This is a genomic window from Streptomyces sp. NPDC050509, from assembly GCF_044457965.1.
Lineage (GTDB): Bacteria > Actinomycetota > Actinomycetes > Streptomycetales > Streptomycetaceae > Streptomyces.
The window spans coordinates 782,776-809,055 of sequence record NZ_JBITHL010000001.1 but is presented as its reverse complement, the minus strand read 5'-3'; the positions used below and the strand labels follow the sequence as shown (position 1 = coordinate 809,055).

The 26,280-nt window shown below is 72.2% G+C and carries 21 protein-coding genes, 3 pseudogenes and 1 riboswitch; of the genes and pseudogenes, 15 read left to right on the top strand and 9 right to left on the bottom strand.

Annotated features, from left to right (window positions below; genetic code table 11):
- Nucleotides 1-54: 54 nt before the first annotated feature.
- Nucleotides 55-221, top strand: a riboswitch (cyclic di-AMP (ydaO/yuaA leader).
- 4 nt (nt 222-225) lie between these two features.
- The gene (locus ACIBJC_RS03095) at nt 226-1,233 is read left to right on the top strand and encodes a peptidoglycan DD-metalloendopeptidase family protein (RefSeq protein ID WP_399286927.1); all 1,008 of its coding nucleotides are present in this window, start codon (nt 226-228) and stop codon (nt 1,231-1,233) included.
- A gap of 213 nt (nt 1,234-1,446) precedes the next feature.
- Nucleotides 1,447-2,283, top strand: coding sequence for an SGNH/GDSL hydrolase family protein (locus tag ACIBJC_RS03090; RefSeq protein ID WP_399286924.1), 837 nt, complete (start codon nt 1,447-1,449; stop codon nt 2,281-2,283).
- 77 nt (nt 2,284-2,360) lie between these two features.
- On the opposite strand, the gene ACIBJC_RS03085 is transcribed toward ACIBJC_RS03090, so the two are convergent.
- The 5 genes and pseudogenes from ACIBJC_RS03085 to ACIBJC_RS03065 form a co-directional block, all read right to left on the bottom strand.
- Complete coding sequence (locus ACIBJC_RS03085) at nt 2,361-3,206, bottom strand: STM4011 family radical SAM protein (protein ID WP_399286921.1); 846 nt, start codon at nt 3,204-3,206, stop codon at nt 2,361-2,363.
- A 63-nt stretch (nt 3,207-3,269) separates the two neighbouring features.
- Nucleotides 3,270-4,638 (bottom strand): annotated as a pseudogene (locus tag ACIBJC_RS03080) (STM4012 family radical SAM protein).
- Nucleotides 4,635-5,447, bottom strand: a complete 813-nt coding sequence (locus ACIBJC_RS03075) for an STM4013/SEN3800 family hydrolase (protein ID WP_399288082.1) — start codon at nt 5,445-5,447, stop codon at nt 4,635-4,637. The pseudogene ACIBJC_RS03080 and the gene ACIBJC_RS03075 overlap by 4 nt, the downstream one beginning before the upstream one ends.
- 92 nt (nt 5,448-5,539) lie before the next feature.
- On the bottom strand, nt 5,540-6,706 hold the full coding sequence (locus ACIBJC_RS03070; protein ID WP_399286918.1) for an STM4014 family protein: 1,167 nt from the start codon (nt 6,704-6,706) through the stop codon (nt 5,540-5,542).
- 3 nt (nt 6,707-6,709) lie between these two features.
- Nucleotides 6,710-7,663 carry an STM4015 family protein gene (locus ACIBJC_RS03065; RefSeq protein WP_399286915.1) on the bottom strand — a complete coding sequence of 318 codons (954 nt, stop codon included), beginning with the start codon at nt 7,661-7,663 and terminating at the stop codon, nt 6,710-6,712.
- A 180-nt stretch (nt 7,664-7,843) separates the two neighbouring features.
- On the opposite strand from ACIBJC_RS03065, the gene ACIBJC_RS03060 reads away from it, so the two are divergent.
- Together ACIBJC_RS03060 and ACIBJC_RS03055 are read left to right on the top strand one after the other, a co-directional pair.
- Nucleotides 7,844-8,182: a hypothetical protein gene (locus ACIBJC_RS03060; protein WP_399286913.1), complete on the top strand. Its 339-nt coding sequence runs from the start codon at nt 7,844-7,846 to the stop codon at nt 8,180-8,182.
- A 99-nt stretch (nt 8,183-8,281) separates the two neighbouring features.
- Nucleotides 8,282-9,373 (top strand): DUF6745 domain-containing protein, encoded by a 1,092-nt coding sequence (locus tag ACIBJC_RS03055; RefSeq protein ID WP_399286910.1) that lies wholly within the window; start codon nt 8,282-8,284, stop codon nt 9,371-9,373.
- Nucleotides 9,374-9,506: 133 nt separating this feature from the next.
- On the opposite strand, the gene ACIBJC_RS03050 is transcribed toward ACIBJC_RS03055, so the two are convergent.
- Nucleotides 9,507-10,385 carry a carbohydrate kinase family protein gene (locus ACIBJC_RS03050; protein WP_399288079.1) on the bottom strand — a complete coding sequence of 293 codons (879 nt, stop codon included), beginning with the start codon at nt 10,383-10,385 and terminating at the stop codon, nt 9,507-9,509.
- Between the two features lie 322 nt (nt 10,386-10,707).
- Between ACIBJC_RS03050 and ACIBJC_RS03045 the strand changes: the two genes are divergently transcribed.
- Nucleotides 10,708-11,976 (top strand): MBL fold metallo-hydrolase, encoded by a 1,269-nt coding sequence (locus ACIBJC_RS03045; protein WP_399286908.1) that lies wholly within the window; start codon nt 10,708-10,710, stop codon nt 11,974-11,976.
- 193 nt (nt 11,977-12,169) lie between these two features.
- On the opposite strand, the gene ACIBJC_RS03040 is transcribed toward ACIBJC_RS03045, so the two are convergent.
- A complete protein-coding gene (locus ACIBJC_RS03040; protein ID WP_399286905.1) occupies nt 12,170-12,952 on the bottom strand; it encodes a DeoR/GlpR family DNA-binding transcription regulator in 783 nt (260 codons plus the stop codon).
- A 187-nt stretch (nt 12,953-13,139) separates the two neighbouring features.
- On the opposite strand from ACIBJC_RS03040, the gene ACIBJC_RS03035 reads away from it, so the two are divergent.
- The 10 genes and pseudogenes from ACIBJC_RS03035 to ACIBJC_RS02990 form a co-directional block, all read left to right on the top strand.
- The gene (locus tag ACIBJC_RS03035; protein ID WP_399286902.1) at nt 13,140-14,039 is read left to right on the top strand and encodes an SIS domain-containing protein; all 900 of its coding nucleotides are present in this window, start codon (nt 13,140-13,142) and stop codon (nt 14,037-14,039) included.
- Nucleotides 14,040-14,348: 309 nt separating this feature from the next.
- The gene (locus ACIBJC_RS03030; protein ID WP_399286899.1) at nt 14,349-16,193 is read left to right on the top strand and encodes a sensor histidine kinase; all 1,845 of its coding nucleotides are present in this window, start codon (nt 14,349-14,351) and stop codon (nt 16,191-16,193) included.
- A gap of 7 nt (nt 16,194-16,200) precedes the next feature.
- Nucleotides 16,201-16,638 (top strand): roadblock/LC7 domain-containing protein, encoded by a 438-nt coding sequence (locus ACIBJC_RS03025; RefSeq protein WP_329827633.1) that lies wholly within the window; start codon nt 16,201-16,203, stop codon nt 16,636-16,638.
- A gap of 2 nt (nt 16,639-16,640) precedes the next feature.
- Complete coding sequence (locus ACIBJC_RS03020; protein ID WP_399286896.1) at nt 16,641-17,012, top strand: DUF742 domain-containing protein; 372 nt, start codon at nt 16,641-16,643, stop codon at nt 17,010-17,012.
- Nucleotides 16,990-17,586: pseudogene (locus tag ACIBJC_RS03015) on the top strand (GTP-binding protein); the annotation flags it as partial. The gene ACIBJC_RS03020 and the pseudogene ACIBJC_RS03015, both read left to right, overlap by 23 nt.
- A gap of 196 nt (nt 17,587-17,782) precedes the next feature.
- On the top strand, nt 17,783-18,313 hold the full coding sequence (locus ACIBJC_RS03010) for a GAF domain-containing protein (protein WP_399286894.1): 531 nt from the start codon (nt 17,783-17,785) through the stop codon (nt 18,311-18,313).
- A gap of 212 nt (nt 18,314-18,525) precedes the next feature.
- Nucleotides 18,526-19,383: an ABC transporter permease gene (locus tag ACIBJC_RS03005; protein ID WP_399286891.1), complete on the top strand. Its 858-nt coding sequence runs from the start codon at nt 18,526-18,528 to the stop codon at nt 19,381-19,383.
- Between the two features lie 37 nt (nt 19,384-19,420).
- Nucleotides 19,421-20,443: an ABC transporter substrate-binding protein gene (locus ACIBJC_RS03000; protein ID WP_399286888.1), complete on the top strand. Its 1,023-nt coding sequence runs from the start codon at nt 19,421-19,423 to the stop codon at nt 20,441-20,443.
- Nucleotides 20,444-20,456: 13 nt separating this feature from the next.
- On the top strand, nt 20,457-21,302 hold the full coding sequence (locus ACIBJC_RS02995; protein WP_399286885.1) for an ABC transporter ATP-binding protein: 846 nt from the start codon (nt 20,457-20,459) through the stop codon (nt 21,300-21,302).
- Nucleotides 21,303-21,348: 46 nt separating this feature from the next.
- Nucleotides 21,349-21,534 (top strand): annotated as a pseudogene (locus ACIBJC_RS02990) (transcriptional regulator); the annotation flags it as partial.
- A gap of 292 nt (nt 21,535-21,826) precedes the next feature.
- On the opposite strand, the gene ACIBJC_RS02985 reads toward ACIBJC_RS02990, so the two are convergent.
- Both ACIBJC_RS02985 and ACIBJC_RS02980 read right to left on the bottom strand, forming a co-directional pair.
- Nucleotides 21,827-22,552 (bottom strand): sugar phosphate isomerase/epimerase family protein, encoded by a 726-nt coding sequence (locus ACIBJC_RS02985; RefSeq protein WP_399288076.1) that lies wholly within the window; start codon nt 22,550-22,552, stop codon nt 21,827-21,829.
- Nucleotides 22,553-22,729: 177 nt separating this feature from the next.
- Complete coding sequence (locus ACIBJC_RS02980; RefSeq protein ID WP_399286882.1) at nt 22,730-26,194, bottom strand: ThuA domain-containing protein; 3,465 nt, start codon at nt 26,192-26,194, stop codon at nt 22,730-22,732.
- Between the last annotated feature and the right edge of the window lie 86 nt (nt 26,195-26,280).

The following is a 26,280-nucleotide window of genomic DNA, read 5'->3' as shown; positions in this document are numbered from 1 at the left end:
CGCCTACGTTCACCCTCAATCCGAGCGGAACGCCGAATCCTGCCGCCGCCTCGGGGACACCATCCACCCATTCACGCGTGGCAGGAGCGGGGGACCCAGGTAGTACGCCGTTCCGGTGCTCCGGCATCAGGGACGGCTCGGGGTGAAGTCGCGCACCACGCGCGGCCGGGCAGCTCCAGTCCGAACCCGACAGCTCACCTCGTAGGCGCCGGAGAGGACATCGCCATGCCCGCGAAGGGTAAGCACCGCCGCCCGAGGACCAACCCGTTCTCCCGCGGATTCATCGCCGCCGGAACAGGCGGCGCCGCCATCGCGCTGCCGCTCATCGGCGCCACCGGCGCACACGCGGCGCAGCAGGCCGCACCCGCCGCGGCCCCCCAGGCCGCACCCGCCACCGCGCACACCGCCCAGAACCTGCCCGCCGCCGCGCCGCGAGCGGATGCCGCGACGCAGGTGACGCGGTCGGCCGCCACGAAGGTGCGGACGTACGCGGTGGTCGCCGGTGACTACCTCTCCAAGATCGCCGACGAGCAGAACGTCCAGGGCGGCTGGCAGCGGCTGTACGAGGACAACCGCCAGGCCGTCGGCGGCGATCCCGCGCTGATCCACCCCGGCCTGAAGCTCACCCTCGGTGGCAAGGGCGCTTCCGCGCGCTCCGAGGCGCCCGCCCCCTCGAAGTCGTCGAAGTCCTCCGGGTCCTCCGAGTCGAAGTCCTCCGGGGCTTCGAAGTCCTCGAAGTCGTCGAAGTCCTCCTCGTCCGGCACGTCCTCCTCGGCGGCCAAGAGCGCGGCCCCCGCCGCCAACTCCGCGGCGCGGAGCAGCGCTTCCGGCTTCACCCTGCCGGTCGACGGCGTCGGCGTCGGTACGTCGTACCGCGCCGCGGGCGGAAGCTGGTCCAGCGGTTACCACACCGGTGTGGACTTCGTGGCCTCCACCGGCACCACCGTGAAGGCGGTCGGCGCGGGCACCGTCGTGTCCGCCGGCGCCGGCGGCTCGTACGGCAACCAGGTCGTCATCCGGCACGAGGACGGCATGTACTCCCAGTACGCCCACCTCTCCTCCCTCTCCGTCTCGGCCGGCCAGAGCGTCGGCTCGGGCCAGCAGATCGGTCTCTCCGGGGCCACCGGCAATGTGACGGGACCGCACCTGCACTTCGAGATCCGGACGGGACCGGACTACGGCTCGGACGTCGACCCGCTGGCCTTCCTCCGGCAGAACGGCGTCTCCATCTGATCCGCCCGCCTGATCAGTCCGGTCGGGCTGATCCGTCCGGCGACACCGTGACGCTTTTCGTCTCCACCGCGCGGCCCGGCACCGAATGTGCCGGGCCGCGCGGCTTTTCGCTATTCCCACTTGAAAGAAAATTGACCGATGGTGTTTCTCACCCCACGTCAACCCCTGCCTACGGTCGCGTAGGTCACATGGCCGGGTGGAAAATACCCTGCTGTGGCAGACGATTCGAGAGCAAGAACGAGAGCAAGAAAAGACAACATATTCGGGTCGTACGCGGCGATCGGTGACAGCTTCACGGAGGGCGTGGGAGATCCAGGACCCGACGGGCTGTTCGTCGGCTGGGCGGACCGGCTCGCGGTCCTGCTCGCCGACCAGCTTCCGGTCTCCGGTGCGACGGCCGACCCCGTCCACGGCGACTTCCGCTACGCGAACCTGGCCGTACGCGGCCGGCTCCTCGACCAGATTGTCGCCGAGCAGATCCCCCGGGCCAGGGAACTCGCCCCGGACCTGGTGACCTTCTGCGCGGGCGGCAACGACATCATCCGCCCCGGCACCGACCCCGACGATGTCGCCGAGCGCTTCGAGCGGGCCGTCGCCGACCTCACCGGCGCCGTCGGCACGGTCATGCTGACCACCGGCTTCGACACCCGCCGCGTGCCCGTACTGCGCCATCTGCGCGGCAAGATCGCCACGTTCAACGAACACACGCGGGCCATCGCCGACCGCTACGGCTGCCCCGTCCTCGACCTCTGGTCCTTCAGGACCGTCCAGGACCGGCGGGCCTGGGACGGTGACCGGCTGCATCTGTCGGCCGAGGGGCACACCCGCGTCGCGCTGCGCGCCGGGCAGGTGCTGGGCGTCGACGTACCCGCCGACCCGGACCAGCCGTGGCCGCCGCTGCCCCCGCGCGGCACGCTCGAAGTCCGGCGCGACGACATCCACTGGGCGCGCGAGTACCTGGTGCCCTGGATCGGGCGCAGGCTGCGCGGCGCCTCCTCCGGCGACCATATCGAGGCGAAGAGGCCGGACCTCCTGCCCCTGAAACACTGACGCGGCCTCCGGGTCCCGGGCGGCGGGGGCGGCGACGCGGGACCTCATGCCCCGCGTGACTCACGCCTCGCGTGACCTCACGCCCCCGCCGGGATCCGCTCCAGCACCCCGCCCGCGAAGACGTCGTACAGGGGCAGCGTCTCCAGATGGACATAGCCGATATGGCAGTCGCACACCGCCAGCGGACAGGCCCGCGGCGCGAGCGCGCGACGGTACGAGCCGTCGTAGAGATTGCCCAGCTCGGCGCGGACGAAGTGGCAGCGCCGTACCGTGCCCTCGCCGTCCACCGAGATCACCGACTCGCCCGTCCGGCACGGCAGCCCGGCCGAACGGTGCGGATGGCGGCTGTACGGGAACAGCGGGTCCAGCTCCGTCCACCGCGCGGCCTCCTCGTCCGTGTAGGAGTGCCCCTCGGCCGCGTTGATCCACAGGTAGACGTGTGGGGGCAGCTCCGCGCGCAGCCGGCGCGCGTGCTCCAGATGCGCGTCGAGGCCGACGACCCCCACGCTGAACCGGATACCGCGCTCCGCCAGCTCGTGGGCCTTCGTCAGGAAGCGGTCGTACGGCGTCTGCCCCGGGTGGTACGTGCACCACAGGGCGAGCTTCGCGGGGTCGGCGTCCGCCAGCCGGTCCGTACGGAAGCTGAGATTCGTCTGGACGGCCACCCGGCGGATGTGCGGCAGCAGCGACAGCTCGGTGAGCGCCCGCCGGTACCAGGAGCGGACCATCCCCTCGCCCCAGGGCGTGAACAGCACGGAGAGCCGGTCGTCCGTCGCGGCGGCGGCCCACGCGGTGAACCGCTCCAGGGCCGCCCGGTCGACGCGTAGCTGCTCGCTGCTGTCCCGCCGCTTGGCGAAGGGACAGTAGGGGCAGTCGTAGTCGCAGGAGGCGAGCGGCCCGCGGTAGAGGATCGTCAGATCCATGGGGCTCCCTTCAGATCGTGGTCCACTTCGGCGGGGGCCCGGGCCCGTCCGCGCCCGGGCGGTCTACTTCGATTCGTACGCGGCCATCGCGGCCCGTACGGAGGGTGAGAACAGCGCGGGCCCCAGCGCGTCGGAGTGCGCGAGCCCTTCGGGGGAGAGCCGCAGCAGCCCGGGGCCCGCACCCCTGTCCAGCCAGCCGAGGTCCGCGAACCGGTCCAGCTCCGCCCCGAAGTCCTCGCCCGGATCGGCGCCGAAACGCGCGCGGTACTCCGCCACCGCCATGCCCCGGGCCTGGAGCAGCGACTGGAGCAGATGGCGGCGGCGCGCCTCGTGCCCGTCGACGCGACGGCCCACCTCGGCGCGGGAGAAGTCCTCCGTCGCCGTGTAGGCGTCGATGATGGCCCGTATCGCGCGCATGTCGACGGCGTAGTCGAAGGAGTAGTGCAGGCGCGAGGTGTACGAGCGGGCCCCGCAGCCCAGGCCGATCATGCCGTCGGTCTGGCACGCGTGGTCGTCGGCGCCCTGCGGCGGCGCGTCCCGGCGGCGGAACATCCGCATGGACACCTGCTCGTACCCCTCGGCGAGGAGATGGTCGCGGCCCTGCCGGTAGAGAGCCAGCCGCTGCCGGTCCCACTCGGCGTCACTGGCCCGCGCCGAGCCTGCCGAGGCCGGTGAGCGGCCGTACGTACAGCGGGTAGAGATACAGCTCCTCGGGCCGCCAGGCGAGCGCGGCGTCCAGCGAGTGGCGCCAGGTCGCCGCGGTCTGGCCGTCGATGCCGTAGATGAGATCGATGTTGAGGACGGGGATCCGGGCGTCCCTGATCCGGCCGAGGGCGGCCTCGACCTCGTCGCGGCGCTGCGGGCGTACGGCGGCCCGCGCCTCCGCGTCCACGAAGCTCTGGACGCCGATGCTCAGCCGGGTGGCGCCCCGGTCGGCGAGGACCGCCAGCCGGTCCGCGGTCGCGGTGGCGGGGGAGGTCTCGACGGAGAGCGGGACGGCGCGCAGGTCGGCGCCCATCCGCTTCTCGGCGATGTCGCAGAGCCGCTCCAGCTCGCCCGCCTCCAGATAGGTGGGCGTGCCGCCGCCGAAGGCCGCGGCGGCGAACCGCACGGGCCCCTCCGCGCCCCCGGTCGCGTCCAGCGCGTCACGTACCGCTGTCGCCTGCCGGTCCAGCGCGTCCAGGTAGCGCGTCGTCAGCTCCCCGGGCGCGCCGATCCGGGTGAAGAGATTGCAGAACCCGCAGCGGACCTCGCAGAACGGGATGTGCAGATAGAGGGAGAGCGCGTCCTTGCTCTCACCGGCCCACTCGGCGGCCAGCGCTGGACGGTCGTCGAGCGGGCGGTACGCCGTCTTGTGCGGATAGGCGTAGACGTAGCTCTCGTACGGACGTGAGGTGGTGCCCGGGGGCGTGGGCGACGGCGATGTTTTCATGAGGCGGTCCCGTGCTCAAGGAAGAAGTGGGCGTACGGCACCGTCCAGACGGACGGGTGGCCCAGCCGGTGGCCGCTCCAGCCGTCGTCGCCGTAGGCGGTGCCGTGGTCGGAGCAGACGATCGCGAAGCACCGGCGGCGGCTGCTCGCGGCGGCGAAGAGCCGGCCGATGTGCCGGTCGACGTATTCGAGCGCGGCGGCGTGGGTGGCGCGGGTGTCGCCCGCCTCCTCTGTGGCGCCGGGCCGGTGGAACCAGTTGGGCTGGTGCAGCGCGGACACATTGACGAAGAGGAACAGCCGCCGCTCCCGGTCGAGTCCGGCGACGACCTGCTCGGCGCGGGCGATCTGCGCCTCGAAGGAGACCGGGGACGCCACGCCGAACTCCGGCTCCCAGTGGCTCTCCTGGAACATCCCGGGCAGGACGGAGCCGAGCGCGCCCTGCCGGTTGAAGAAACCGACCCCGCCGATACAGACCGTGCGGTAACCCGCCGCCGCGAGGCCCGCGACCAGGTCCGGTGTGTCGTGGACGAATGTCCTGGGGGCCGTCGACTCGCTGCCGCCGAAGCGCGCGGCGAACAGCCGGGGGTGCGGGCCCTGGGCCGCGGGTGTCGGCAGGAAACCGGCGAAGATCGCCTGGTGCGAGGCGTAGGTGAAGCTGCCGGGGGCGTGCCGCTCCTCCCAGCGGCCGGCCGGCAGATGGCGGGCGAGGTTCGGGATACGGCCCGCCGCGGCCAGCTCGCGCGCCACGTCGAAGCGCAGCGTGTCGAGGGTGACGAGCAGCAGGTCGTCGCGCCCGACGACCTCGTTCATGTCGGGGTTCGTGCCGGGGTTCGTGTAGGGGTTCACGTCGGGGTTCGTGCCGGGCGAAGGGGCGGGCGCGGGTGCCCCGGGGCGGGGCGACGTCATGCGGGACCTCCGCACGGCCGTGGACGCGCCGCGGTACGGTCCGCCCGCCGGGGCAGGGCCGCGAGCTGCGCCGCGTAGGTGTCCAGGCCCGCGGCTTCGCGCTCCGGCAGCCCGGTGAGGCCGGGCAGCAGGTCGCCGAAGGCGTTCACCTCGGCGATCGCGTACTGCCGCCAGTTCGGGGCGGGCAGCAGATCGACCCCCACGCAGTGGGTCGCGGGGAAGCGGGCCGCCGCCGCCTCGCACATCGTGAGAACGGCTGAGAAGCTGCCGCCCGCCGCGTCGATCGTGGACCGGACCGCGTCGAGATCGCCCCGGGCCCCGCCGAGATGGAGGTTGGTCATGGGCGAGGCGCTGGTACGGACGACCGCGTGCGTGGCGCGGCCCGCGACGACCACCACGCGCAGGTCGGCCGCGCGGCCGTCCTGTGTCCCCTTGGGCACCCACTGCTCGATGTGCAGCCCGTCGGGCGCGAGGGTGTCGATGATCGCCGCCACCTCGCGCTCGGCCGTGTAGCGGCGCACCCGCAGGGAGTTGAAGAGGCGGCCCGAGCCGTCCAGCTCCACGGAGGTGATGGCGCTCACCCGGCCGGGGCCCGCGGTCCGGACGGCGAGCACCCCGGACGCCGACGAGCCGTGGGCGATCTTGACGAACGCCCGGCGCAGCCCGGCCTCCGCCATCAGGGTCCGTACGTCGTCCCAGCCCGACACGGCGGGCGCCGTGGCGCCCGAGGTGGGCGACAGGGGGACCCGCACCCCCGCCTTGTCCAGCACCCCGTGGGTGAGGCGCTTGTCGAAGAGGACCGCCAGCTCGTCCGGGTCGTCGAGCAGCTCGGCCCCGGCGGCCGTGACCGCCCCGCCCAGGTCACGGGCGGCCGCCGTGAACCGCTCGTACCAGCGGCCCGTCCCCTCGACGCGGGTCTGGTCGTCCGTGCCGCGCAGCAGCCGGTCCACCTCGGGGTCCTCGCCGGGGGAGTCGAGCCGTACGGTCTCGCCGGCGCCGAATCCGGCCCGGCCGCGCAGCACGTCGAGCCAGCCGACCTCCCGGGCCGGTGCCAGCCCGGCGGCCCGAACGGCGTCCTGGAAGAGCGCGAGGCGGCGGTTGCCGGGGATCCCCACGACGGTCAGTCGCGGCTCCCGGTCCCGGCCGCTGGGGAAGGAACTCATCGGTTACTCCGCCACCGCCACGTAGCGGTGCTCCACGCCGTCGTCCCAGTCCTCCGCCTCCTCGACCTCGGAGAGGTCGACCTCCACCCCGGCCGCGCCGAGCGTGGCGAGGAGCCGCTCCCGCATCGGCTCGCTCACGAAGTGGTGGTGCAGGTCGAGCTTCTTGAGATGCGTGAGCGGCTGGCCCCCGAGGAGGGCTTCCGCGCCCTCGTCGCCGAGGGTGCCCATCGAGAGATCGAGACTCTCCAGACGGGCCACGACGGGGGCGCCGGACAGCGCGATCGCTATCTCGTCCTGGATGACGCTGTTGCGCAACGCCAGATGGCGCAGCCGGGGGAGGCGGGAGCCGGCCAGGATGGGCGCCAGGTCGGCCACGGTCGTGTCCGCGCCGTACTCGTCCGCGCCGAGCCAGAGGTCCAGACTCTCCAGCGCGGGCAGGTCGCTCGCGCCGATGTCCCGCACCACCGAGGAGCTCAGCCCGCCCGTCTCGATCCTGAGCGAGCGCAGCCGCTCGTGCCGTACGGCGGGGAACTCCAGGCCGTTGCCGCCGCGCGACCCGAACTCCTCCAGCTCGGGGAAGGCGTCCAGCAGCGGGCTGAGCAGCCCCTGGTTGATCCAGGAGATCTCGCAGTCCATGAACGTCATGTCACCGATGAACAGGGCACGCAGTCCGGGCAGCCGGTCGCGGGCGGCGACCAGGGCGGACACGACCGGCTCGGGACCCTCTTCGTACGCCTCGCTCCACGAACCGACGATCAGCGCCCGGACGCCGGTGGTGTCGACGCTCGCCGTGAAGCGGGCGAACGCCTCCTCCCAGGCCTCCGTCGACTCGTACGAACCGACCGAGATGCGCCAGGCCACCGCGTCCGGGTCCGGCAGCCCGTCGCTCCGATCGGCTTCGGGGAACCTGAACACGGGCAGGCCGTACAGCTTCTGCTGGTGGTGGTTGATGACCATGACGAACGCTCCAGACACCGGCGGGCAGTGATCGGCTGATGTGGAGAAGTTCTACCAAGCGCCACTGACAACTCCGGTCGGTGGGGCGAGGTCCGGGCGTCCGGAGCCCCGTTGTCAGACCCTCCCCTTAGCGTCGTTCACAGGTCGGCGCACCGGGCGTCGCCGGTCGAGGGGAGAGCCATGTTCCGACAGGGAGACGTACTCATCGTGCCCGTGGCGGAGGAGGCCGTGCCGTCGTACCTCGTGGACGCCGAGAAGGTGTCCGGTGAGCCGAGGGACGCACGCGGCCGGCTGGTCCTGGCGCTCGGCGAGGTCACCGGCCACGCCCACGCGATACCGGGCCCCGGCCGGCTGATCAGGGAGTCGGGTGACACGGCGGGGCCCGTGTTCCTGCACCTTCCGGACGGCGGACGGGTGGTGCACGAGGAACACGCGGCGATACCGCTGCCCAGGGGGTGGTTCCGGGTGGTGCGCCAGCGTGAGTACGTGCCGGGCGCGGTACGCGTCGTCGCGGACTGAGCGGGTGCGGAGGTGGCGGTGGGGGCGGTGACAGCGGTGCCGGCGGTGACGACGAACAGCGGACGGCCGGCAGGGACGACGGGGAGCGGAGCGATGACGATGAGCGACATGAACACATGGCGGGCCGTCGCGGCGGCGACGGGCGGTACGGACCGGCGCGCCGCCGAGCAGGGCGTACGGCTCGCCTACCGCAGGGCGGGGCTCCCGGAACCGGAGCGGATCGTCTGGGCCGGATCGCCGCTGGCCGGCGCGCGGGCCGCGCTGCTGCTCACCGGGGCCGGGCGGTCCGTGCGCGACGAGGTCCGTACGTACCCCTGGGCGGAGGAGCGGCGCAGGGCGCACGACACGCTGGGCCCGGACGGCTGGGCCCGGCACTGGAACGCCACCGGGGCCAGGCTCTGGGACACCACGCGGGCGCTCGCCGACCGGATACGCACCGGCGTCCTGGACGCGGTCGAGGAGGACACCGGGGAGAGCGTGGAGACCGGCCGGACCGCACCGGCCGGTGCGGTCGGGCAGACCGGTAAGGAGGGGCGGGACGGAACGGCAGGCGCGCTCGGCGCGCGGGCCACGATCCGTTCGGTGCTGCTGGACGCGGTGCTCGGCCAGCACGACGCGGCCTGGCTCGCCGCGTTCGACGGCCGCAGCGAGCGGCTGGAGGGGCTCGCCGAGGTGGCGCGGCACGCGGGCTGGTGGTGGCCGTACGAACACGCGGTGGTCATCTGCGAGCGCCCCGCCGTCCTCCACCGCGACGAGGCGGGACGGCTGGACCGGGGGGACGGCCCGGCGATCGCCTACCCGGACGGCTTCGCGCTGTACGCCTGGCGCGGCATGCCGGTCCCCGCCGCGTTCCTCGAAGAGCTGCCCTCGCTGACCCCCGAGCGGATCCGTGAGGAGCCCAACGCCGAGCTGCGCCGGGTGATGCTGGAGTACTACGGCTTCGAGCGCTATCTGAGCGAGTCGGACGCGCGGCCCGTCCACCGGGACGAGACCGGCGTCCTGTGGCGGATCGCGCTGACCGGCGACGAGGACATAGCGATGGTCGAGGTGGTCAACTCCACGCCGGAACCGGACGGCACCCACCGCACCTACTGGCTGCGGGTGCCGCCCACGGTGCGCTCGGCGAAGCAGGGCGTGGCCTGGACGTTCGGGCTCGAAGCGGAGGCGTACGAACCGGTGCGCCAGACCTGAGCCGGGGCCCGTGCCGGAGCGGGGCCCGTGCCGGAACGGGGCTCGCGCCGGGGCGGGCTGGGCCCGGGGCGGGAGTGGCTGGGCCCGGGCGGGGGCGGCGCAGGTGGGCCCGGCGCCGCCCCCGCCCCGGGCGTCACACCGTGACCGCGAGCAGGTCGTCCCGGCCGATCAGGGCCGCGCTGCCCTCGGCCGTACAGGCGTAGGCGCCCGCGACCGCGCCCAGCGCCGCGCTCCGTTCGAGGTCCAGGCCCGCCAGCCGCCCGTACAGAAAACCGCAGACGTACGCGTCACCCGCGCCGTTGGAGTCCACCACCGGCGCGGGCGGTGCGGTCGCCGGCACCGGGCGCGGGGTGCGCCCGCCCTCGCGGGTCATCAGGTACGAGCCGCCCGCGCCCGCCGTCGCGATCACCGCCTCGGCCCGCCCCTCGCGCAGGATCTCCCGCATCACCGAGGCGATCCGCTCACCCGCCCCGGCCGCGCTGAGGAACACCAGGTCGGAGCGGAAGGCGAACTCCCGGTGGTAGTCGTCGAGTCCGTCCCAGTCGTGCAGATCGGTCGAGACCGGCACGCCGAGCGCTTCGAGGTCGTCGAAGAGGAACCGGGTGAAGTTGGTGATCGAGAGGTGGACGTGGCGGGCGCGCCGCAGGTGCGGCAGATAGAACTCGCGCGGCATCCGCAGATCTTCGGGGTCCCTGGCGTCGTGGAAGGACATCCGGCGGCCTGTCCTGTCCACCAGATTGACCGCGCGCCGCGTGCCTTCCGGCGAGATCAGCGCCTCGAAGTCCACATCGCCCGCGGAAAGCCGCTCCCTGACCTGTACGCCGGTCCAGTCGTCGCCTATGTAGTCGAGGAACTTGACGTTCAGCCCCAAGTTCCGGCAGCCCAGAGCCACATTGCCACCCGTGTGTCCGGGCCATTCGCGGATCGGCCCCACCGGGACGGAATCGGCGAGCGGCACCGGCAGCGAATCGACCCGGACGACGGTATCCACCCCGCTGCCCCCGACGACCAGCACATCGTGGTGGAACTGGTCGCTCTGATCGGTCTGCGGCTGCGTCACAGTCTCCCTTTCACGGTCCGGACGGTCCGACCGCCCCCCAGTATGGCCGTACCGCCCGCCCCGGCGAAGAGGCCGCCTCGCCGCCCGTCGCCGTCCGGTGCTCTCCGGAGAGATCACGAGAATCGGGGGCATGACCGGGAATCCCCGGGGCAGTGACGAACGTTGGACGGGCGTACGCGGGACGGGGCGAGAGTGATCAATTCCGGTCATTTCACCCCACACCGATGAATACTCCCGGCCATAATGGGACAACACCGAACCTCCAGGAGGTGCTGTGACAGGCGCTGGTTCCCCCCTTCCGTTGCGCTCCCGGCTGCGCTCGCTGCGACCCGCGGCCTTCGGGGCCGACTCGGCGGGGGAGAGACTGGAGCGGATCCACCGCTCGCCGAACTTCGCCGACGGGGTGTTCCAGAACCCCGAGGGCGCCAGGACCAGACCGTCCGGGGCCTCGGGGGTCGAACTCGCGAAGATCTACTTCCAGAAGGAGGCACGGGCCCGGCGCTCCCCGATCGGCACCATCCCCGTGCACCCCACGACCCTCGCCGACCTGGCCGCGCCCCCCGCCTCGGGCCTGCGGCTCACCTGGATGGGGCATTCGAGCGTCCTCGCCGAGATCGACGGCAGGCGGGTGCTCTTCGACCCGGTGTGGGGTGAGCGCTGCTCGCCGTTCTCCTTCGCGGGCCCGAAGCGACTGCACCCCGTCCCCGTACCGCTCGCCGCGCTCGGTCCGGTGGATGTCGTCGTGATCTCCCACGACCACTACGACCATCTCGATCTGCCCACGATCCGCGCCCTCGCCTCCACCGACACCCTCTTCGCGGTGCCGCTCGGCGTGGGAGCCCACCTGGAGAGCTGGGGCGTGCCCGCGTCCCGGCTGCGCGAGCTCGACTGGAACGAGTCCACCGAGGTCGCCGGCATCCGCCTCACCGCCACCCCCGCGCGCCACTTCTGCGGGCGCGGGCTGCGCAATCAGCAGCACACCCTCTGGGCGTCCTGGGTCGTGACGGGGCCCGAGCACCGCGTCTACCACAGCGGCGACACCGGCTACTTCCCCGGCTTCAAGGACATCGGCGCCGAGCACGGCCCCTTCGACGCCACGATGATCCAGATCGGCGCGTACAGCGAGTACTGGCCCGACATCCACATGACCCCGGCCGAGGGCATGCGCGCCCACCTCGACCTCCAGGGCGGCCGGCCCTCCGGCGTGATGATGCCGATCCACTGGGGGACGTTCAACCTGGCCCCGCATCCGTGGGCCGAGCCGGGCGAGGGCACCGTCGAGGCCGCCGCTGCGGCGGGCGCCGGGCTCGCGCTGCCGCACCCCGGCCAGCCCTTCGAACCCACCGGGGACGCGGTCCCCGACGCCCCGTGGTGGCGCTCGGTGGCCGCCCCGCCGGCCGGTGGCTGGCCGGAGTACGCGACGGCCGCCCCCGACGCGCTGGTGGCCTCGGCCGGTACGGGAACGGTGTCGGCCGCGGAGGCCGACGGGAAGCCCGCCACGGGAAAGACGGAGGAGACGGCCGAGAGCGCGTCCCCGGCGTAGCCGCGCGGGCCGCGGGGTACGGCTCCGGTGGCGTACGGCCACGACGGCCGCCCGCGCCACCGGGCCCGCCCCGCGCGCGGGCCCCGGGCGCGTGCCCCGGGCCGGGGCACCCGTCCGTACGAGGCGCGCGTGCGTCCGGTCGGGCGCGTACGTACAGTCGCACCCGTTCGTACGATCGCACCCGTCCGTACGGTCAGACCAGGACGACCGGGACCCCGCGCTCCTCGAAGCGGGCGGTGTGCCGTGCCCCGCCCGTGTCGGTGATGAGTGTCCCGATGTCCTCCACGGGACAGATCCTGGCGAACGCGCGGGCGCCCAGCTTCGAGCTGTCCGCCACCACGACCAGCGTCCGCGCCCGCTCGGCGAGCAGCGCGTTGACGCTCGCCTCGTGCTCGCTGTGCGCGCCCGCGCCCTCCTCCGCGTCCACGGCGTCCACCCCGAGGAAGGCGAGGTCCAGGCTGACCTCGCCGAGGATGTGCCGGGCCAGCGGGCCGACCAGTTCGTACGACTGGTGCATCGCGACCCCGCCCGTCGTCACGACCTTGATGTGCGGCCGTACCGCCAGCTCATGGGCGATGTTCAGCGCGTTCGTGACGAGCGTGACCGCCGGTTCCTCGGCCGAGCCCCCGAGGTCGGCGCGGGTGGCGATGGCGCGGGCCACCTCCGTTGTCGTCGTGCCGCCGTTCAGCCCGACCACCATCCCCGGCTCGACCATCGCCGCCGCCGCCCGCGCGATGCGTTCCTTCTCCGAGGCGTGCCGCACCGCCTTGTAGCGCAGGGGAAGTTCGTACGCCACGGAGTGGGCCACCGCCCCGCCCCGGGTGCGGGTCAGCAACTGCTGCTCGGCGAGGTGGTCGAGGTCGCGGCGTACGGTCGCGACGGACACCCCCAGCTCGGCGGCGACGGCCTCGACCTCGACCTGGTGCCGCTGCGTCAGCAGCTCCAGCAGGGCCGTGTGCCGCTCGTGGCGATTCACCGCATCACCGCATCCTTCTCGACGTCGACCGGCCGGGCCCTGCTGCCGGGTCCTGCTGCCGGGCGGGCTGCCCCTGAGCGTACCGCTCAACGTGATGCTTGTTTCTGATTGGAAAGCTGCTCTAGCATGCAGAAAAAATCATTCTGTGGGACTTCATCGGTCAGCGGACCGGGAGCGGAGAGCACGCATGGCTCAGGCGACACATGTGGAGACCGAACTGGCCGACCAGCCCGCCTGCTGGCGCCGGGCCGCCGCGCTGGCCGAGGAGCCGGGGGTGGCCGACGCGCTGCCCGCGCCCGGGGAGCGCGTCGCCGTCGTCGGCTGCGGCACCTCGTTCTTCATGGCCCGCGCCTACGCCGCCCTCCGGGAGGGCGCGGGGCAGGGGGAGACCGATGCCTTCGCCGCCTCCGAGTTCCCCTCGGGGCGACGCTACGACAGGATCGTGGCGCTGACCCGCTCCGGTACGACCACCGAGGTGCTCGCCCTCCTCGCGGACGTCCGCGGCACGGTCCGTACGACCGCGATCACCGCGGACCCGGCCACGCCGGTCCGTGACGCCGTCGACGACCTGATCGTCCTGGACTTCGCCGACGAGCGGTCCGTCGTCCAGACCCGCTTCGCGACCACGGCGCTCACCCTGCTCCGGGCCCGTCTCGGACTGCACAGCGACGCCGTGGTCGCGGACGGGGAGACGGCTCTCGCGCAGCCGCTGCCCGACTCCCTCACCGAGTGCACCCAGTTCACCTTCCTCGGCCGGGGCTGGTCGGTCGGGCTCGCCGAGGAGGGCGCCCTCAAGATGCGGGAGGCCTCGCTCTCCTGGACCGAGGCGTACCCGGCGATGGAGTACCGGCACGGCCCGATCAGCATCACGACCGAGGGCACGGCGACCTGGATGCTCGGGGACGCCCCCGACGGCCTGGCGGAGCAGGTCGCGGCGACCGGCGGGCTGTGGGTGGCGGGGGACCTCGACCCGCTCGCCGAACTGGTACGGGTCCAGCGGCTCGCCCTCGCGCTCGCGCGGCGGCGCGGACTCGACCCGGACAGCCCGCGCCACCTCACCCGCTCGGTGATCCTCCCGGCGTCGTAGGGAGCCGCCGGAAAAGGGAGTTGAGCTGAACGATTCGGCCCGGTGCCCCGCACCGGGCCGAACGCGTGCCGCCCCTGGGCTATTTCGGGCTGATGTGCGATGGCTCATACCAGGGCGGGATGCTCTGTGGGCAACTTTGTCAACTGCCCGCCGTGAATGACCGCTTGGCGACTACCGTGTGTGCTCGGTGATCAACGGAGGGCTCATCCGGCATGCGCCGGTCCTGCCGCTGCGCCGTGAACCACGTCCGCCGCCGCACCAGCACCAGCACGCATGCCGATCCTGGGGCCGCACGTACCGAGGACACAGATGTCTCATCTTCGCGCACCCGTCGCGCGGCCGGAACGCCGAGAGGGCGGGCGGCACGGCCGACCGGACTCCCGTTCGTTCCCGTCCGCGGCCGGGCCGGAAGCGGCGACCCCACCGGACGCCCGTATACGGCCGCGACCCCTGCGTGCCGAACTCCTGCGCACCGCCGTCCTGCCCGCGACCGTCGCCTCGTTGAGCGGCGCCGCGGCCGTGGTGCTCGTCCTGCGCTCCACCACCGCGGAACCCACCGCCCTGATCTGGACGGCCCTGTTCGGCACGGCGCTGCTCGCCTTCGCCGCCATCGCCGCAGCGGCCCTGGGGGCCGAGCGCACGGCGCGGACGGTCCTCGGCCGGTGCAACGCGCTGCGCCGCTCCAGCGCGCGCCGACAGGCCGAACTGCGCGCCGTCGGCGAGCAGCTCAGACAGGGCGAGCGCGTGCCCGCGCGCCCCGCGCCACCCGCCGGCACCGGCCACGGCGGGGACGAGTTCGACCTGCTCGCGGCGGAACTCGGCCGCTCGCACGAGACCGCGGTCGGCGCCGTGATCCAGGCGGCGCGGCTCTCCAGCAGTGTCGGCAACGAACAGAAGGTGGAGGTCTTCGTCAATCTGGCCCGCCGCCTCCAGTCCCTCGTCCACCGCGAGATCCAGTTGCTGGACGACCTGGAGAACGAGGTCGAGGACCCTGAGCTGCTGAAAGGTCTCTTCCAGGTCGACCATCTCGCGACCCGGATCCGCCGGCACGCCGAGAACCTGGCCGTCCTCGGCGGGGCGATCTCCCGACGGCAGTGGAGCAGGCCGGTCACCCTGACCGAGGTCCTGCGCTCCGCCATCGCCGAGGTCGAGCAGTACCCGCGGGTCAAGCTCGTGCCGCCGATCGAGGGCACCCTGCGCGGCCACGCCGTCGCCGATGTCATCCATCTGCTGGCCGAACTGGTCGAGAACGCCACGCTGTTCTCGTCCCCGCACACCCAAGTGCTGCTCCGGGCCCAGCAGGTGACGGCCGGGCTGGCGATCGAGGTGGAGGACCGGGGGCTCGGTATGCACCTCACCGAGCAGAAGAAGATGAACGCGCTGCTCACCGACCCGGACCAGGTCAATGTCGCGCACCTCCTCCAGGACGGGCGGATCGGCCTGTTCGTGGTGTCCGCGCTGGCGCGCAGGCACGGGATCGCGGTCCGGATCCAGACCAACATCTACGGCGGGATCCAGGCCGTACTGGTACTGCCGCGCACACTGCTGGGCTCCGACCCGGCCGAACACCCGGATCAGGCCGGGCAGTCGGCCCCACAGCCGGCCCCACCGGCCCCGGTGCGGGAGGAGGGCCCTCCTCCCGCAGTGGGTTCTCCTCCCGTACCGGGTTCTCCCGTACCGGCTCCCGCCGTACCGGGGCCTCCCGGACCGGGCCCCGCCGCGCAGGATCCTGCCGCACCGGCTCCCGCCGGACCCGCGCCGCTGCCCGTACGGAGCGCCCGCGCCGAGCGGCCCACCCCCGCCGCCGCGCGCCCCGGCGCCCGCCACGCCGGACGGCCCGAGCAGCCGCCCGCCCCCGTGATCCCGGTCAGGCCCGCGGTCACCCCCACCGGCGACGGCGTGATCAGCGGTACGGCGAGCCGGCCCCAACTGCCCAGGCGCCGGGGGCAGGAGCACCTCGTCCCGCAGCTGCGGGACGCACCCGCGCCGGCCCCCGCCGGTGAACCCGCGCTCCACGATCCCGGTCTGATGGCCGCCTTCCGGCGGGGCATCGGTCTCGCCGAGGCCCAGCCCGTCGCGCGACCCACGGGAGCGGCACCGCCCTCTCCCGAACTGCCGGAATCACCGCGCCACGACACCACCCCCAAGGAGTAGATTCACCATGGCGAGCGATGTGCCGACCGGCCATGTCTCCGACCTCGACTGGCTGTTGAGCGGTCTGGTCCAGCGAGTCCCGTACACCCGCAGCGCGGTGCTGCTCTCCTCCGACGGCCTGGTGAGATCCGTGCACGGCCTGGACCCCGACAGCGCGGACCACATGGCGGCCCTCTCCTCCGGCCTCTACTCGCTGGGCCGCAGCGCCGGGATCCGCTTCGGCGACGGCGGCGAGGTCCGTCAGGTCGTGGTGGAGCTGGACTCCACCCTGCTCTTCGTCTCCACGGCGGGATCCGGCACCTGTCTGGCCGTGCTGGCTGGCCGCGAGGCGGACGCCGCGGTCCTCGGCTACGAGATGGCGATGCTGGTCAAGAGCGTACGGCCGTATCTGGCGACGCCACTGCGGCATGGCGCCGGTGTCTCACCGAGCGCCGCGGGGCACTGACCGTGCCCCTCTCCACGGACGGGCCGTGGCTCGACGACGCGGCGGGCCGGCTCATCCGCCCGTACACCGTGAGCGGGGGCCGGACCAGACCGACGGCCGTCCTGGACCTGCTGACGCTGGTGATCTCCACCGGGGCGGCGCCGCAGCCGCACCTCGGCCCCGAGCACGCCGAGGCCGTCGGCCTGTGCGCGGGGCCGACCTCCGTCGCGGAGATCGCCGCGCAGCTCCGGCTGCCCGTCACGGTGACCAAAGTCCTCCTCTCCGACCTGGTGGAGTGCGGGGCGATCACCGCACGGCCGCCGGACACCTTCGACCACCCCACCGACCGTTTCCTGCTGGAGGCAGTGCTCGATGGTCTACGACGACAGCTCTGACCCCTATCCCGGCTCCCAGCCCTTTCCCACCGCGCTGAAGGTCCTTGTCGCGGGCGGGTTCGGCGTCGGCAAGACGACCTTCGTGGGGGCGGTCAGCGAGATCGCGCCCCTCAGTACGGAGGAGTTGCTGACCCAGGTCAGCGCCGCGACCGACGATCTGACGGGCGTCGAGACCAAGACGTCGACGACGGTCGCCATGGACTTCGGCCGGCTGACGCTCGACGAACGCCATGTGCTGTACCTCTTCGGCACGCCCGGACAGGAACGCTTCTGGTTCATGTGGGACGAACTGTCCCGGGGCGCGCTCGGCGCGATCGTGCTCGCCGACACCCGGCGGCTCGACTACTCCTTCTCCGCGGTGGACTTCTTCGAACAGCGCGGCATCGGATTCGTCGTCGCCGTCAACGAGTTCGACGGCTCGTATCGTTACGACCCGGAGGAGGTGCGGGCCGCGATAGACCTCAAGCCGGAGGTGCCGATCGTGCTCTGCGATGCCCGTATCGCCAGTTCGGGCATCCGGACGCTGGTCACACTCGTCCAGCATCTCCTCACCTCGTCCCCGTCTCCCTCCCCGTCCCTGGTGCTGTCCACGGCCACGGCCACGGCCACGGCCACGGCCACGGCCACGGCCACGGCCCCGTTCCCTGCCCCTGCCTCGTCCGCTTCCGCGGCTTCGGTCCCGTCACCGATGGCCTTCGCGCCCGCGCCCGCTCCGGAGCTCGCCGAATGAGGCCGTCGGTGGCGATCGCCCCGAGCGACGGAGTGCGCGGATGAGGTACGACCCGATCGCCCGGCTGCTGCTCACCCCCGTCGACCAGGAGGCCCCCGAGCGCGTGGTGCGGCTGCGCGGGCTCGGGCTGGGCGAACGCCCGGAACCGGCCCTCGACGCCTATGCCGGGCAGATGGCACAGATGACGGGCGCCCCCTACGCGATGGTCAACTTCCTTGACGAGGAACGGCAGTTCTTCGCCGGACTGCACACACCGCAGGGCGGGGCCGAGGAGCGCGTCAAGTCCCGTGACCACGGCTACTGCCCCTATGTGGTGGTACGGCGCAAGGCGCTGGTCCTGGAGGACGTCCGCGACTTCCCCCGGTTCGCCGGGAACGCGCTCGTGGACGAGACCGGCATCCGCTCCTACCTCGGGGCGCCCCTCATCGACCGTACGGGGATGGCCCTGGGCACCGTCTGCGTGGCCGACACCGAGCCGCGGCGCTGGGGGCGCGCCGGGCTCGACACCATCAAGTCGTGTGCGGCGCAACTGATGTTGCAGATCCACCGCCGGGAGGACGGCCTCGCATGACCCCGGGACGGCCCCTTGACCGTAGGGACGGGCAGTCACTAGCGTGACGGATCAACCCTGTCGGAAAGCGCTTTCAAGAGGGAAGCGCCGACCGGGCGTCGGCCGCGTACGGACCGAAGGCCGGCCCGAACGATTCGCGACACGGTCCCCCGAAGCGTGTCCCCGAGGCGCAGCGCACGTGACAACTACCCGGTTTCCCCGAGGAGTTCACAGTGAGCCAGAGCGTCCTGCCCGTGCCGCCGTCCCCCTCGCCGCAGCGCGTCCGGCCGTCGGGCGCGGGGGAGCGGATCGCCCGTGCCGTCGAGGCCGGTAAGCGCCCCGTGGCACTGCTGGCCGGCTGCGGTGTCCTGTGGTGGGCGGTCGCCGCCGCCGAGCTGGTGGAGCCGTATCTCGTCCCCTCGCCCGGCGCGACGCTCGATGTACTGACAGGGAAGGCGGGGTATCTCTGGCACCACACGTGGGTGACGACGTACGAGACGCTGCTCGGCTTCCTCATCGCCTCCGTGGTCGGTGTGTTCGCGGCGGTGGTGATGGTCCGCTCGTCGGCCGTGGAGCGCACGCTCTACCCCCTGCTGCTCTTCGCCCAGGTCGTACCGAAGATCGCCGTCGCGCCGCTGTTCGTGGTCTGGCTCGGCTTCGGGATCACCCCGAAGATCCTGATCGCCGTCCTCATCGCCTTCTTCCCCGTGGTGATCTCGATGGTGACCGGACTGAAGGCGGTCGATCCCGAGATGCTCCAGCTCTCCGCGACCATGGGCGCGAAACCCTGGCAGACCTTCGTCAAGATCCGCTTCCCGGCCTCGCTGCCCCATCTGTTCTCCGGGCTCAAGGTCGCCGTCACCCTCGCGGTGACGGGCGCGGTCGTCGGCGAGTTCGTCGGCGCCAACGAGGGGCTGGGCTATGTGATCCTCCAGGCGAACGGCAATCTCGACACCCCGATGCTCTTCGCCGGACTCCTTGTCATGTCACTGATCGGCGTCGTCCTCTTCGCGCTGGTCGAAGCCGCCGAGAAGCTCCTGCTGCCCTGGCACGCGAGCCGCCGGGACACCGACGTCACCACCACGTACTGAGCACGACCCGCCCCCGCTCCCGGAAGGGCCAGAAGCCATGCACCCGCGCAGACTCCTGATCGGCCTCGTACCGCTGACTCTGATCGCCGCCACCGCCTGTGGCGGGGACGGCCAGGGGACCACCACCAGCGACTCCGGCAAGAAGCTCGACAAGGTGACCCTGACGCTCAACTGGTACCCGTACGGCGAACACGCGCCGTTCTACTACGGCAAGCAGCGGAAGATCTTCGAGAAGCACGGCATCGACCTGACGATCAGAGCGGGCCAGGGCTCGCAGAAGACCGTACAGGCGACCGCCGCCGGACAGACCGACTTCGGCTGGGCCGACACCCCCGCCCTGCTCAGCGGGGTGGATCAGGGCGTCCGGGTGAAGAGCCTCGGGGTCTTCCTCCAGACGACGCCCTCGTCCGTACAGTTCTTCGAGAGCGAGAACGTCACCACGCCCGCCGATCTCAAGGGCAAGACCATCGCGGGCACGGCCGGTGACGCACTCACCAAGACCTTCCCGATCTTCCTGGAGAAGAACGGTCTGAAGGAATCGGACGTCACCGTCCAGAACACCGACCCGGCGGGCAAGATCGCCGCGGTGATCTCGGGGAAGACGGACGCGCTGCTCGGCTACGCCAGCGACCAGGGCCCGACCATGCGGGACAAGGCCAAGAAGGAGGTCTCGTACCTCCGATTCTCCGAGCACGGGCTCAACTTCTACTCCAACGGTCTGATCGCCGGGCAGCGGATCCTCGCCGAACGCGGCGAACTGGCCCGGCGCATGGTGCGCGCCGTCAGCGAGTCATGGGCGGCGGCCGAGAAGGCGCCGCAGCCTGCGGTCGCCGCGATGGACGGCGCTTCGGAGCAACTGCCGCCCGGGAGCGTCCTGTCGGAGCAGTTCACCACGACGATCACACTGCTGCACACCGACGCGACGCGCGGCAGCGCCCCGGGCGTCAACACCGAGGACGACTGGCGGCGGACCGTCGACATCTTCGCGCGGGCCGGTCTGGTGAAGAGCCCGAAGGCCGTACAGGAGTACTGGGACAGCGGCACGGCGCTGAAGGGATAGGGCGGAACACACCATGGCCAGGGACGCGAAGCTCCAGGACCCGGCGGCGCGCCAGGACGGCGCGCGGCACACCCCCGTACCCCCGGGCGGGCCGGCGGTCCGCCTCGACGAGGTGGCCGTCCGCTTCCGTACGAAAAAACGCGAGGTCACCGCCTTGCACCAGGTCTCCCTCGATGTGGCGCCAGGAGAGTTCGTCGCCCTCGTCGGGCCCTCCGGCTGCGGCAAGTCCACCCTCCTCAAACTCGTGGCCGGTCTCCTGACCGCGTCCGCGGGCGCCGTACGGCTGCACGGCGAACGGGTCGAAGGGCCGCGGCACGACATCGGGTACGTCTTCCAGCGCGCCGCGCTGCTGGAGTGGCGCACCGCCCGGCGCAACATCCTGCTCCAGGCGGAGATACGGCGGACGGACGCCGCCGCGGCCCGCGAACGCGCGGACGAACTCATCGAGATGACCGGGCTCACCGGCTTCGAGGACGCGTATCCGCACGAACTCTCCGGTGGTATGCAGCAGCGCGTCGCGCTCTGCCGGGCACTGCTCCACGCGCCGCCCGTGCTGCTGATGGACGAGCCGTTCGGGGCGCTCGACGCGCTGACCCGCGAGCAGCTCAACATGGAGCTGAACCGCATCTGGCGCGAGACCGGCACCACCGTGCTGCTCGTGACCCACTCGATCTCGGAAGCGGTCTATCTCGCCGAGCGCGTGGTGGTGATGAGCCCGCGCCCCGGCACCATCACGGAGATCATCGACGTGGGGCTGCCCGCGGAACGCGACTACACGCAGACCCTCGGGCGCCCCGAGTTCCGTACGGCGACGGCCCGGGTCCGGGGGCTGCTGGGGGCGGCTTCGGCACGGGAGTGAGCCGGCGCGTCGTCCGGGCCGGCCTCCTCGCTCCGGGCCGACCTCCCCAGCGCACCTGATCAGAGCGGCCGAGCAGACCGTGTGGACCGACGAACGGTCCGGGTTCGTCCGCCGCTCCGTCTCACCGCCGCTCCGTCGCACCGCCGCGGCGATGCGGCTGTGGGGTCCCACCCGCTTCCGCTGCCCGGGCCCCGCGTCCGTCCGGTACGCGGTCGTGGTGGTCCAGCCGTGAGCGGGAGCGCCGACGCCGTTGTCATGCCGCTCTACGCCGACGAACTGCTGTCCTCCGTAGACGAGTTGGGTGGCCTGCTGGTCGACGCGGTGGCCGGCGGCGCCTCGGTCGGTTTCCTGGACCCCCTGGACCGGGGGACCGCGGCGCGGTGGTGGCGCGCGCAGGCCCCCGCCGTACGGGAGGGACGGCGCCGGGAGGGACGCTCCGTCCGACCACCTTCTTCTACAAGGAGCTCAAGGCGTAGGTCGGTTGGCGAAATGGCGGGGCGGCGGACGGGGCCGGACCGCGCGGCTCAGTAGCGCAGCCGCGCCAGATACCGGTGGCTGCGCAGCGCGGTCAGGAACGGGTCGGCCGGTGTGTCGTGCTCCACCAGCCACTGCCGTACGCCACCGGACCGCGCCGTGTCGAACATCGCAGGGAAGTCCAGCACACCGGATCCGACATCCTCGAACCCGCCGTCCGGCGCCATGTCCTTCACGTGCAGTACGGGGAACCGTCCTGGATGGGTCACGAAGAGCCGCCGGGGATCGTCCCCGCCCTTCGACGCCCAGTACACGTCCAGCTCGAAGCCCACCAGCTCCGGATCGGTCTCCTTGAGCAGGATGCCGTACAGGCTCTCGCCGTCGACGGTGGCGTGGTCGCCGTCGTGGTTGTGGAAGAGCACCCTGAGACCGGCGCGCCGGGCGAGCAGGCCCGCCTCGTTCAACTGCCGTGCCGCTTCCCGGTATCCGGCCGGTGAGTGCATTCCGGTGGGCAGGCTCGGCACCACGATCCACCGGCCGCCGAGCGTACGGACGTCCTCGATCGCCTGCGGCAGACCGCTGCCGGTGACCGTCGGATAGGCGACGTGTTCCAGCACCGCCCGGAGCCCGGTGGCGTCCAGCATCGCGCGGATGGCGGTCGCGCTGTTGCCGTGCCGCCCGCTGACCCCGACCGTCGCGTAGCCGATCCGCGCTAGGCGCTCCAGCGTCCCCCGGAAGTCCGTGGCCAGCGGGGTGCGCATGGTGTAGAGGTGCATCCCGATCGCGGACGGCGGGATCCGCCTGCGCCGCCGCCCGTGGCCGGTGGCGCTCGCGGTCCCCGTACCGCTCAGGGCGACGGCCGTGCCCGCCGCGGTGCCGAGGAACGCTCGTCTGGTGCCGGCGCGGCCGGTGTGGTCGCCGAAACCGGTGGTGGCCCTCATCCCGCTCTCCTCTCAGCGTGCGTCGATACGGACAGCGCCGGTCGTGGTGTCGCCCCGGTCGTCGGTGACGGTCAGACGGGCCGTGTACGCGCCCGCCCTGGCGTACGTGTGCGCCGCGCTCGGGCCCTCCGGCCCGGCGGGCCGGGTGTTGTCGCCGTAGTCCCAGTGGTACGACGCGATGGTGCGCCCGGACAACGGCTTGACCTTGCTGGTGAGTTGGTACGTCAGCGGTGTGGTGCCGCCCGCCGGAGCCGCCGCCGCCGTCACCTTGGTGGCCGGTTTCTTCTCGACCCCGGGGCCGTTGAAGTGCAGCCAGTCCAGCGCGAGGAGATCCGGACCGGTCTCGGACCAGGCGGGGTTGGTGAAGACCGCGTACAGCGTCACCGAGCCCCCGGGGTCGACGAGATCGACGGTGGGGGAGACGAGGTTGCCGTAGCCGCCGGTGTCGGGGACGGAGACCTTGCCCAGGAGCCGGCCGGTGGGGGAGTCCGCGCGGAACTCGACGTCCCCGCCGATGCCTCCCGAGGACGCGCCGACCGTCACCGAACGGATGCCCTTCAGCCGTACCGGGGTGAAGGCGATCCAGTCGCCGTCCTCGATCTCGCCCAGCCGCTTGCCGCCGGAGGAGTCCGCGCGGTCCACGGCCACGGCCCCGCCGTGCGCGCCGCCGGTCGAGGTGCGGTGCTCCGCCTCGCGGAAGGCCGAACGCAGGGTCAGCGAGGCCGAGCCGGTGAGGGCGGGCACGCCGTCCGCGCCGCCCTGGTCCTCGTAGCGTGCGGTGATCCCGTAGTACAGGTTCTGGCCGGGGCCGTGACTGTCCCCGGCGTCGGTGACGATCTCCCCCGTACAGCCGGTGTAGTTGTCCAGTGGATGGAGGTGGCTGTCGTGGCCGAGCTGCGACTGGACGACGACCCGTGCGCAGTCGATCCGGCCGCCGCGGCCGGTGGTCCCGTCCTCGCGGTCCTTCACCTTCACGGTGAACGGGATGGTGTCGCCGAAGCTGAACATCCCTCCGTCCGGCGGCTGTTGAATCGTGACGACCGGGCGGGTGTTGCCGACGGTGATCTCCTGGACCGAGAGCGCGGTCAGCCCGCCGGGTCCGGTGACGGTGAGGCGGGCGGTGAACCGGCCCGTGTCCCGGTAGACATGGGACGGGTTCGGCTCCGTCGAGTCGGTGGTCCCGTCGCCGTCGAAGTCCCAGGCGTAGCCGACCGGCCGGTCGTCGGGCAGCCCCGAACCCGCGCTGGAGAACTTCACGGTGAGCGGCGCCGCCCCGGTGTCCGGGGTCGCGGTGGTCTTGGCGTCGGGCAGCCGGTTGTCCCCGACGTGGTCGATACGGTAGATGCCCGAGCCCTCGTTGCTGCCGCCCCGGCCCGTGCCGCTGCCGAGCCCGAAGTCGATGACGTACAGCGCGCCGTCGGGGCCGAAGTCCGCGTCGAAGGGCTGGTTCCACTTCATGTCACCGAACACGCCGTTGATGGAGTGGAGTTCACCGGCCTTCACCGGAGGGAAGCGCGGATCCGTGAACGTCTGGTCCTTCTCCTGGAACGAGAAGGTCTTGAACCAGGTCCTGGTCAGCTCGTAGACCAGCCACTTCCCCTCGAAGTAGGCCGGGAACTTGGACGGGTAGGTGTTGTCGGGGTCGTAGGCGTAGACCGGGCCGCTCATCGGCGCCCCACCGCCCGTACCCAGTTCGGGGAAGCGGGACGAGGCCGAGTAGGCGTACCAGACCGTCGCCGGTGTGGCGGACGGCAGTTCACGCAGACCGGTGTTGTTCGGCGAGTCGTTGACGAGGTTCGCGCAGTCGAACTTCGGGCCCGGGGTTCCGGTCGCGAAGTCGTAGTCGTTGAAGGGGGTGTTGGAGCCGGTGCAGTACGGCCAGCCGTAGTTCCCCGCCTTGGTGATCCGGTTGTACTCGACGGTGCCCTCGGGCCCCCGGTCGGCGACCGCCGCGCGCGCGTCGGGCCCGTAGTCGCCCACCAGCAGCGCCCCGCTCAGCGGGTCGGTGGTGATACGGAACGGGTTGCGCAGGCCCATCGCGTAGATCTCGGGGCGGGTCAGCTCCGTACCGGGGGCGAAGAGATTGCCCTCGGGGACGGTGTACGTGCCGTCGTCCCGCGGTGTGATCCGCAGGACCTTGCCCCGCAGGTCGTTGGTGTTGCCTGCCGTCATCTGGGCGTCCCAGGCGCGGCGCCCGGCCCGCTCGTCGATCGGGGCGAACCCGTCGGAGGCGAACGGATCGGTGTTGTCACCGGTCGCGACATACAGGTCCCCGGCCTTGTCGAAGGCGATCGACCCGGCCATGTGCGAGTTGGCCCTGCCCTCGCCGCGCAGGGTCGGGACGGTGAGCAGGCGTTTCTCGGAGGCGGGGTCGATCGTGTTCCCCGTGACCGTGAAGCGCGACAGGTTGAGCTGTTTCTCGGTCTTGTCGGAGTGCAGCAGATAGAGCCGGTGGTTCGTGGCGAAGTCCGGGTCGAGTGCCAGCCCGAGAAGGCCGTCGGACTGGCTCGTCATGTCCGGTGTGTACGCGAGGTCCAGCGCGGTCGAGACCCGGAGCGTGGCCTGGTCGATCACTTTGAGCTTGCCGGTGCGTTCGATGAAGAAGACCCGGCGGTCGGGCGCCACGGCCAGTTCGAAGGGGTCGGCGAGGTCGCTGGTGACCAGCGGGGTGCGCTGGAAGGCGCTCGTGCGGGTGGCGGTGCAGTCGCCGGGCGCGTTGCCCGCCGCCCACTGGATGCCACCGAGCAGATGGGAGAGGAAGGCGTCCTCCTCGAAGGAGGCAGCGTCATGGCCGCCCGCGGTGAACCAGGAGCGTCCGCCGTCGTAGTTCTGGCACCAGGACCACGGGTGGTCGACGCCTTCGTCCAGACCGTCGATCCCGTCGTTCACCTTGATCTGGGCGAGGGTGTGCACTTTCCCCGTCGGGTTGGTCCGCCAGTTGTACCACTCCTCCGTACGCTCCCAGAGCTGGGGAAGCCCCCGCGTGGAGGGGTGTGCCCGGTCGAGGACCTTCACCCGGCCGGTCTGGACGGCCGGATGCTTGTCGAAGACCGCGCCGACCAGGCCCTCGTACCAGCTCCAGTCGCGCTCGCTCGCGGACGCGGAGTGCAGTCCGACCCAGCCGCCGCCCCCGCGCACGAACGCCTGGAGGGCGGCGCGCTGGGCGGCGTCGAGCAGATCGCCGCTCTCCGGTGTGGAGTTGGTGTTGTTGAAGACGATCGCCTGGAAGCGGGCCAGGTTCTCCGTGGTGAAGGCGGCGGCGTCGGACGTGGCCTCCACGTCGAAGCCGTTCTCACTGCCCAGCCGCTCAACAGCCTTGATTCCGGCGGGGATCGAGTCGTGCTCGACATTGGTGACCTTGGAGAAGACCAGGACGCGGAACGGCGCCGCCTCGGCCCGGGGCGGGGCGGCCACCCCGGCACCGAGGACGAGCGCCAGTAACGCGGTGATGACGAGGAAGGGCGACGAGGCTCTCATGGGCGCTCCCGGTGCTGGTGGGGCCGGCGGGCTGGAAAGCGCTTTCAGGAGTACGTCGCACAGCGTAGGGCGCGTGTTACGCAGTG

What these genes read in the sequence shown, in the direction of transcription:
- ACIBJC_RS03095 (WP_399286927.1), top strand. Translation starts at nt 226, where the DNA reads ATGCCCGCGAAGGGTAAGCACCGCCGCCCGAGGACCAACCCGTTCTCC.
- ACIBJC_RS03085 (WP_399286921.1), bottom strand. Translation starts at nt 3,206, where the DNA reads ATGGATCTGACGATCCTCTACCGCGGGCCGCTCGCCTCCTGCGACTAC.
- ACIBJC_RS03075 (WP_399288082.1), bottom strand. Translation starts at nt 5,447, where the DNA reads ATGAACGAGGTCGTCGGGCGCGACGACCTGCTGCTCGTCACCCTCGAC.
- ACIBJC_RS03070 (WP_399286918.1), bottom strand. Translation starts at nt 6,706, where the DNA reads ATGAGTTCCTTCCCCAGCGGCCGGGACCGGGAGCCGCGACTGACCGTC.
- ACIBJC_RS03065 (WP_399286915.1), bottom strand. Translation starts at nt 7,663, where the DNA reads ATGGTCATCAACCACCACCAGCAGAAGCTGTACGGCCTGCCCGTGTTC.
- ACIBJC_RS03060 (WP_399286913.1), top strand. Translation starts at nt 7,844, where the DNA reads ATGTTCCGACAGGGAGACGTACTCATCGTGCCCGTGGCGGAGGAGGCC.
- ACIBJC_RS03055 (WP_399286910.1), top strand. Translation starts at nt 8,282, where the DNA reads ATGAGCGACATGAACACATGGCGGGCCGTCGCGGCGGCGACGGGCGGT.
- ACIBJC_RS03035 (WP_399286902.1), top strand. Translation starts at nt 13,140, where the DNA reads ATGGCTCAGGCGACACATGTGGAGACCGAACTGGCCGACCAGCCCGCC.
- ACIBJC_RS03030 (WP_399286899.1), top strand. Translation starts at nt 14,349, where the DNA reads ATGTCTCATCTTCGCGCACCCGTCGCGCGGCCGGAACGCCGAGAGGGC.
- ACIBJC_RS03025 (WP_329827633.1), top strand. Translation starts at nt 16,201, where the DNA reads ATGGCGAGCGATGTGCCGACCGGCCATGTCTCCGACCTCGACTGGCTG.
- ACIBJC_RS03010 (WP_399286894.1), top strand. Translation starts at nt 17,783, where the DNA reads ATGAGGTACGACCCGATCGCCCGGCTGCTGCTCACCCCCGTCGACCAG.
- ACIBJC_RS03000 (WP_399286888.1), top strand. Translation starts at nt 19,421, where the DNA reads ATGCACCCGCGCAGACTCCTGATCGGCCTCGTACCGCTGACTCTGATC.
- ACIBJC_RS02995 (WP_399286885.1), top strand. Translation starts at nt 20,457, where the DNA reads ATGGCCAGGGACGCGAAGCTCCAGGACCCGGCGGCGCGCCAGGACGGC.
- ACIBJC_RS02985 (WP_399288076.1), bottom strand. Translation starts at nt 22,552, where the DNA reads ATGCACCTCTACACCATGCGCACCCCGCTGGCCACGGACTTCCGGGGG.
- ACIBJC_RS02980 (WP_399286882.1), bottom strand. Translation starts at nt 26,194, where the DNA reads ATGAGAGCCTCGTCGCCCTTCCTCGTCATCACCGCGTTACTGGCGCTC.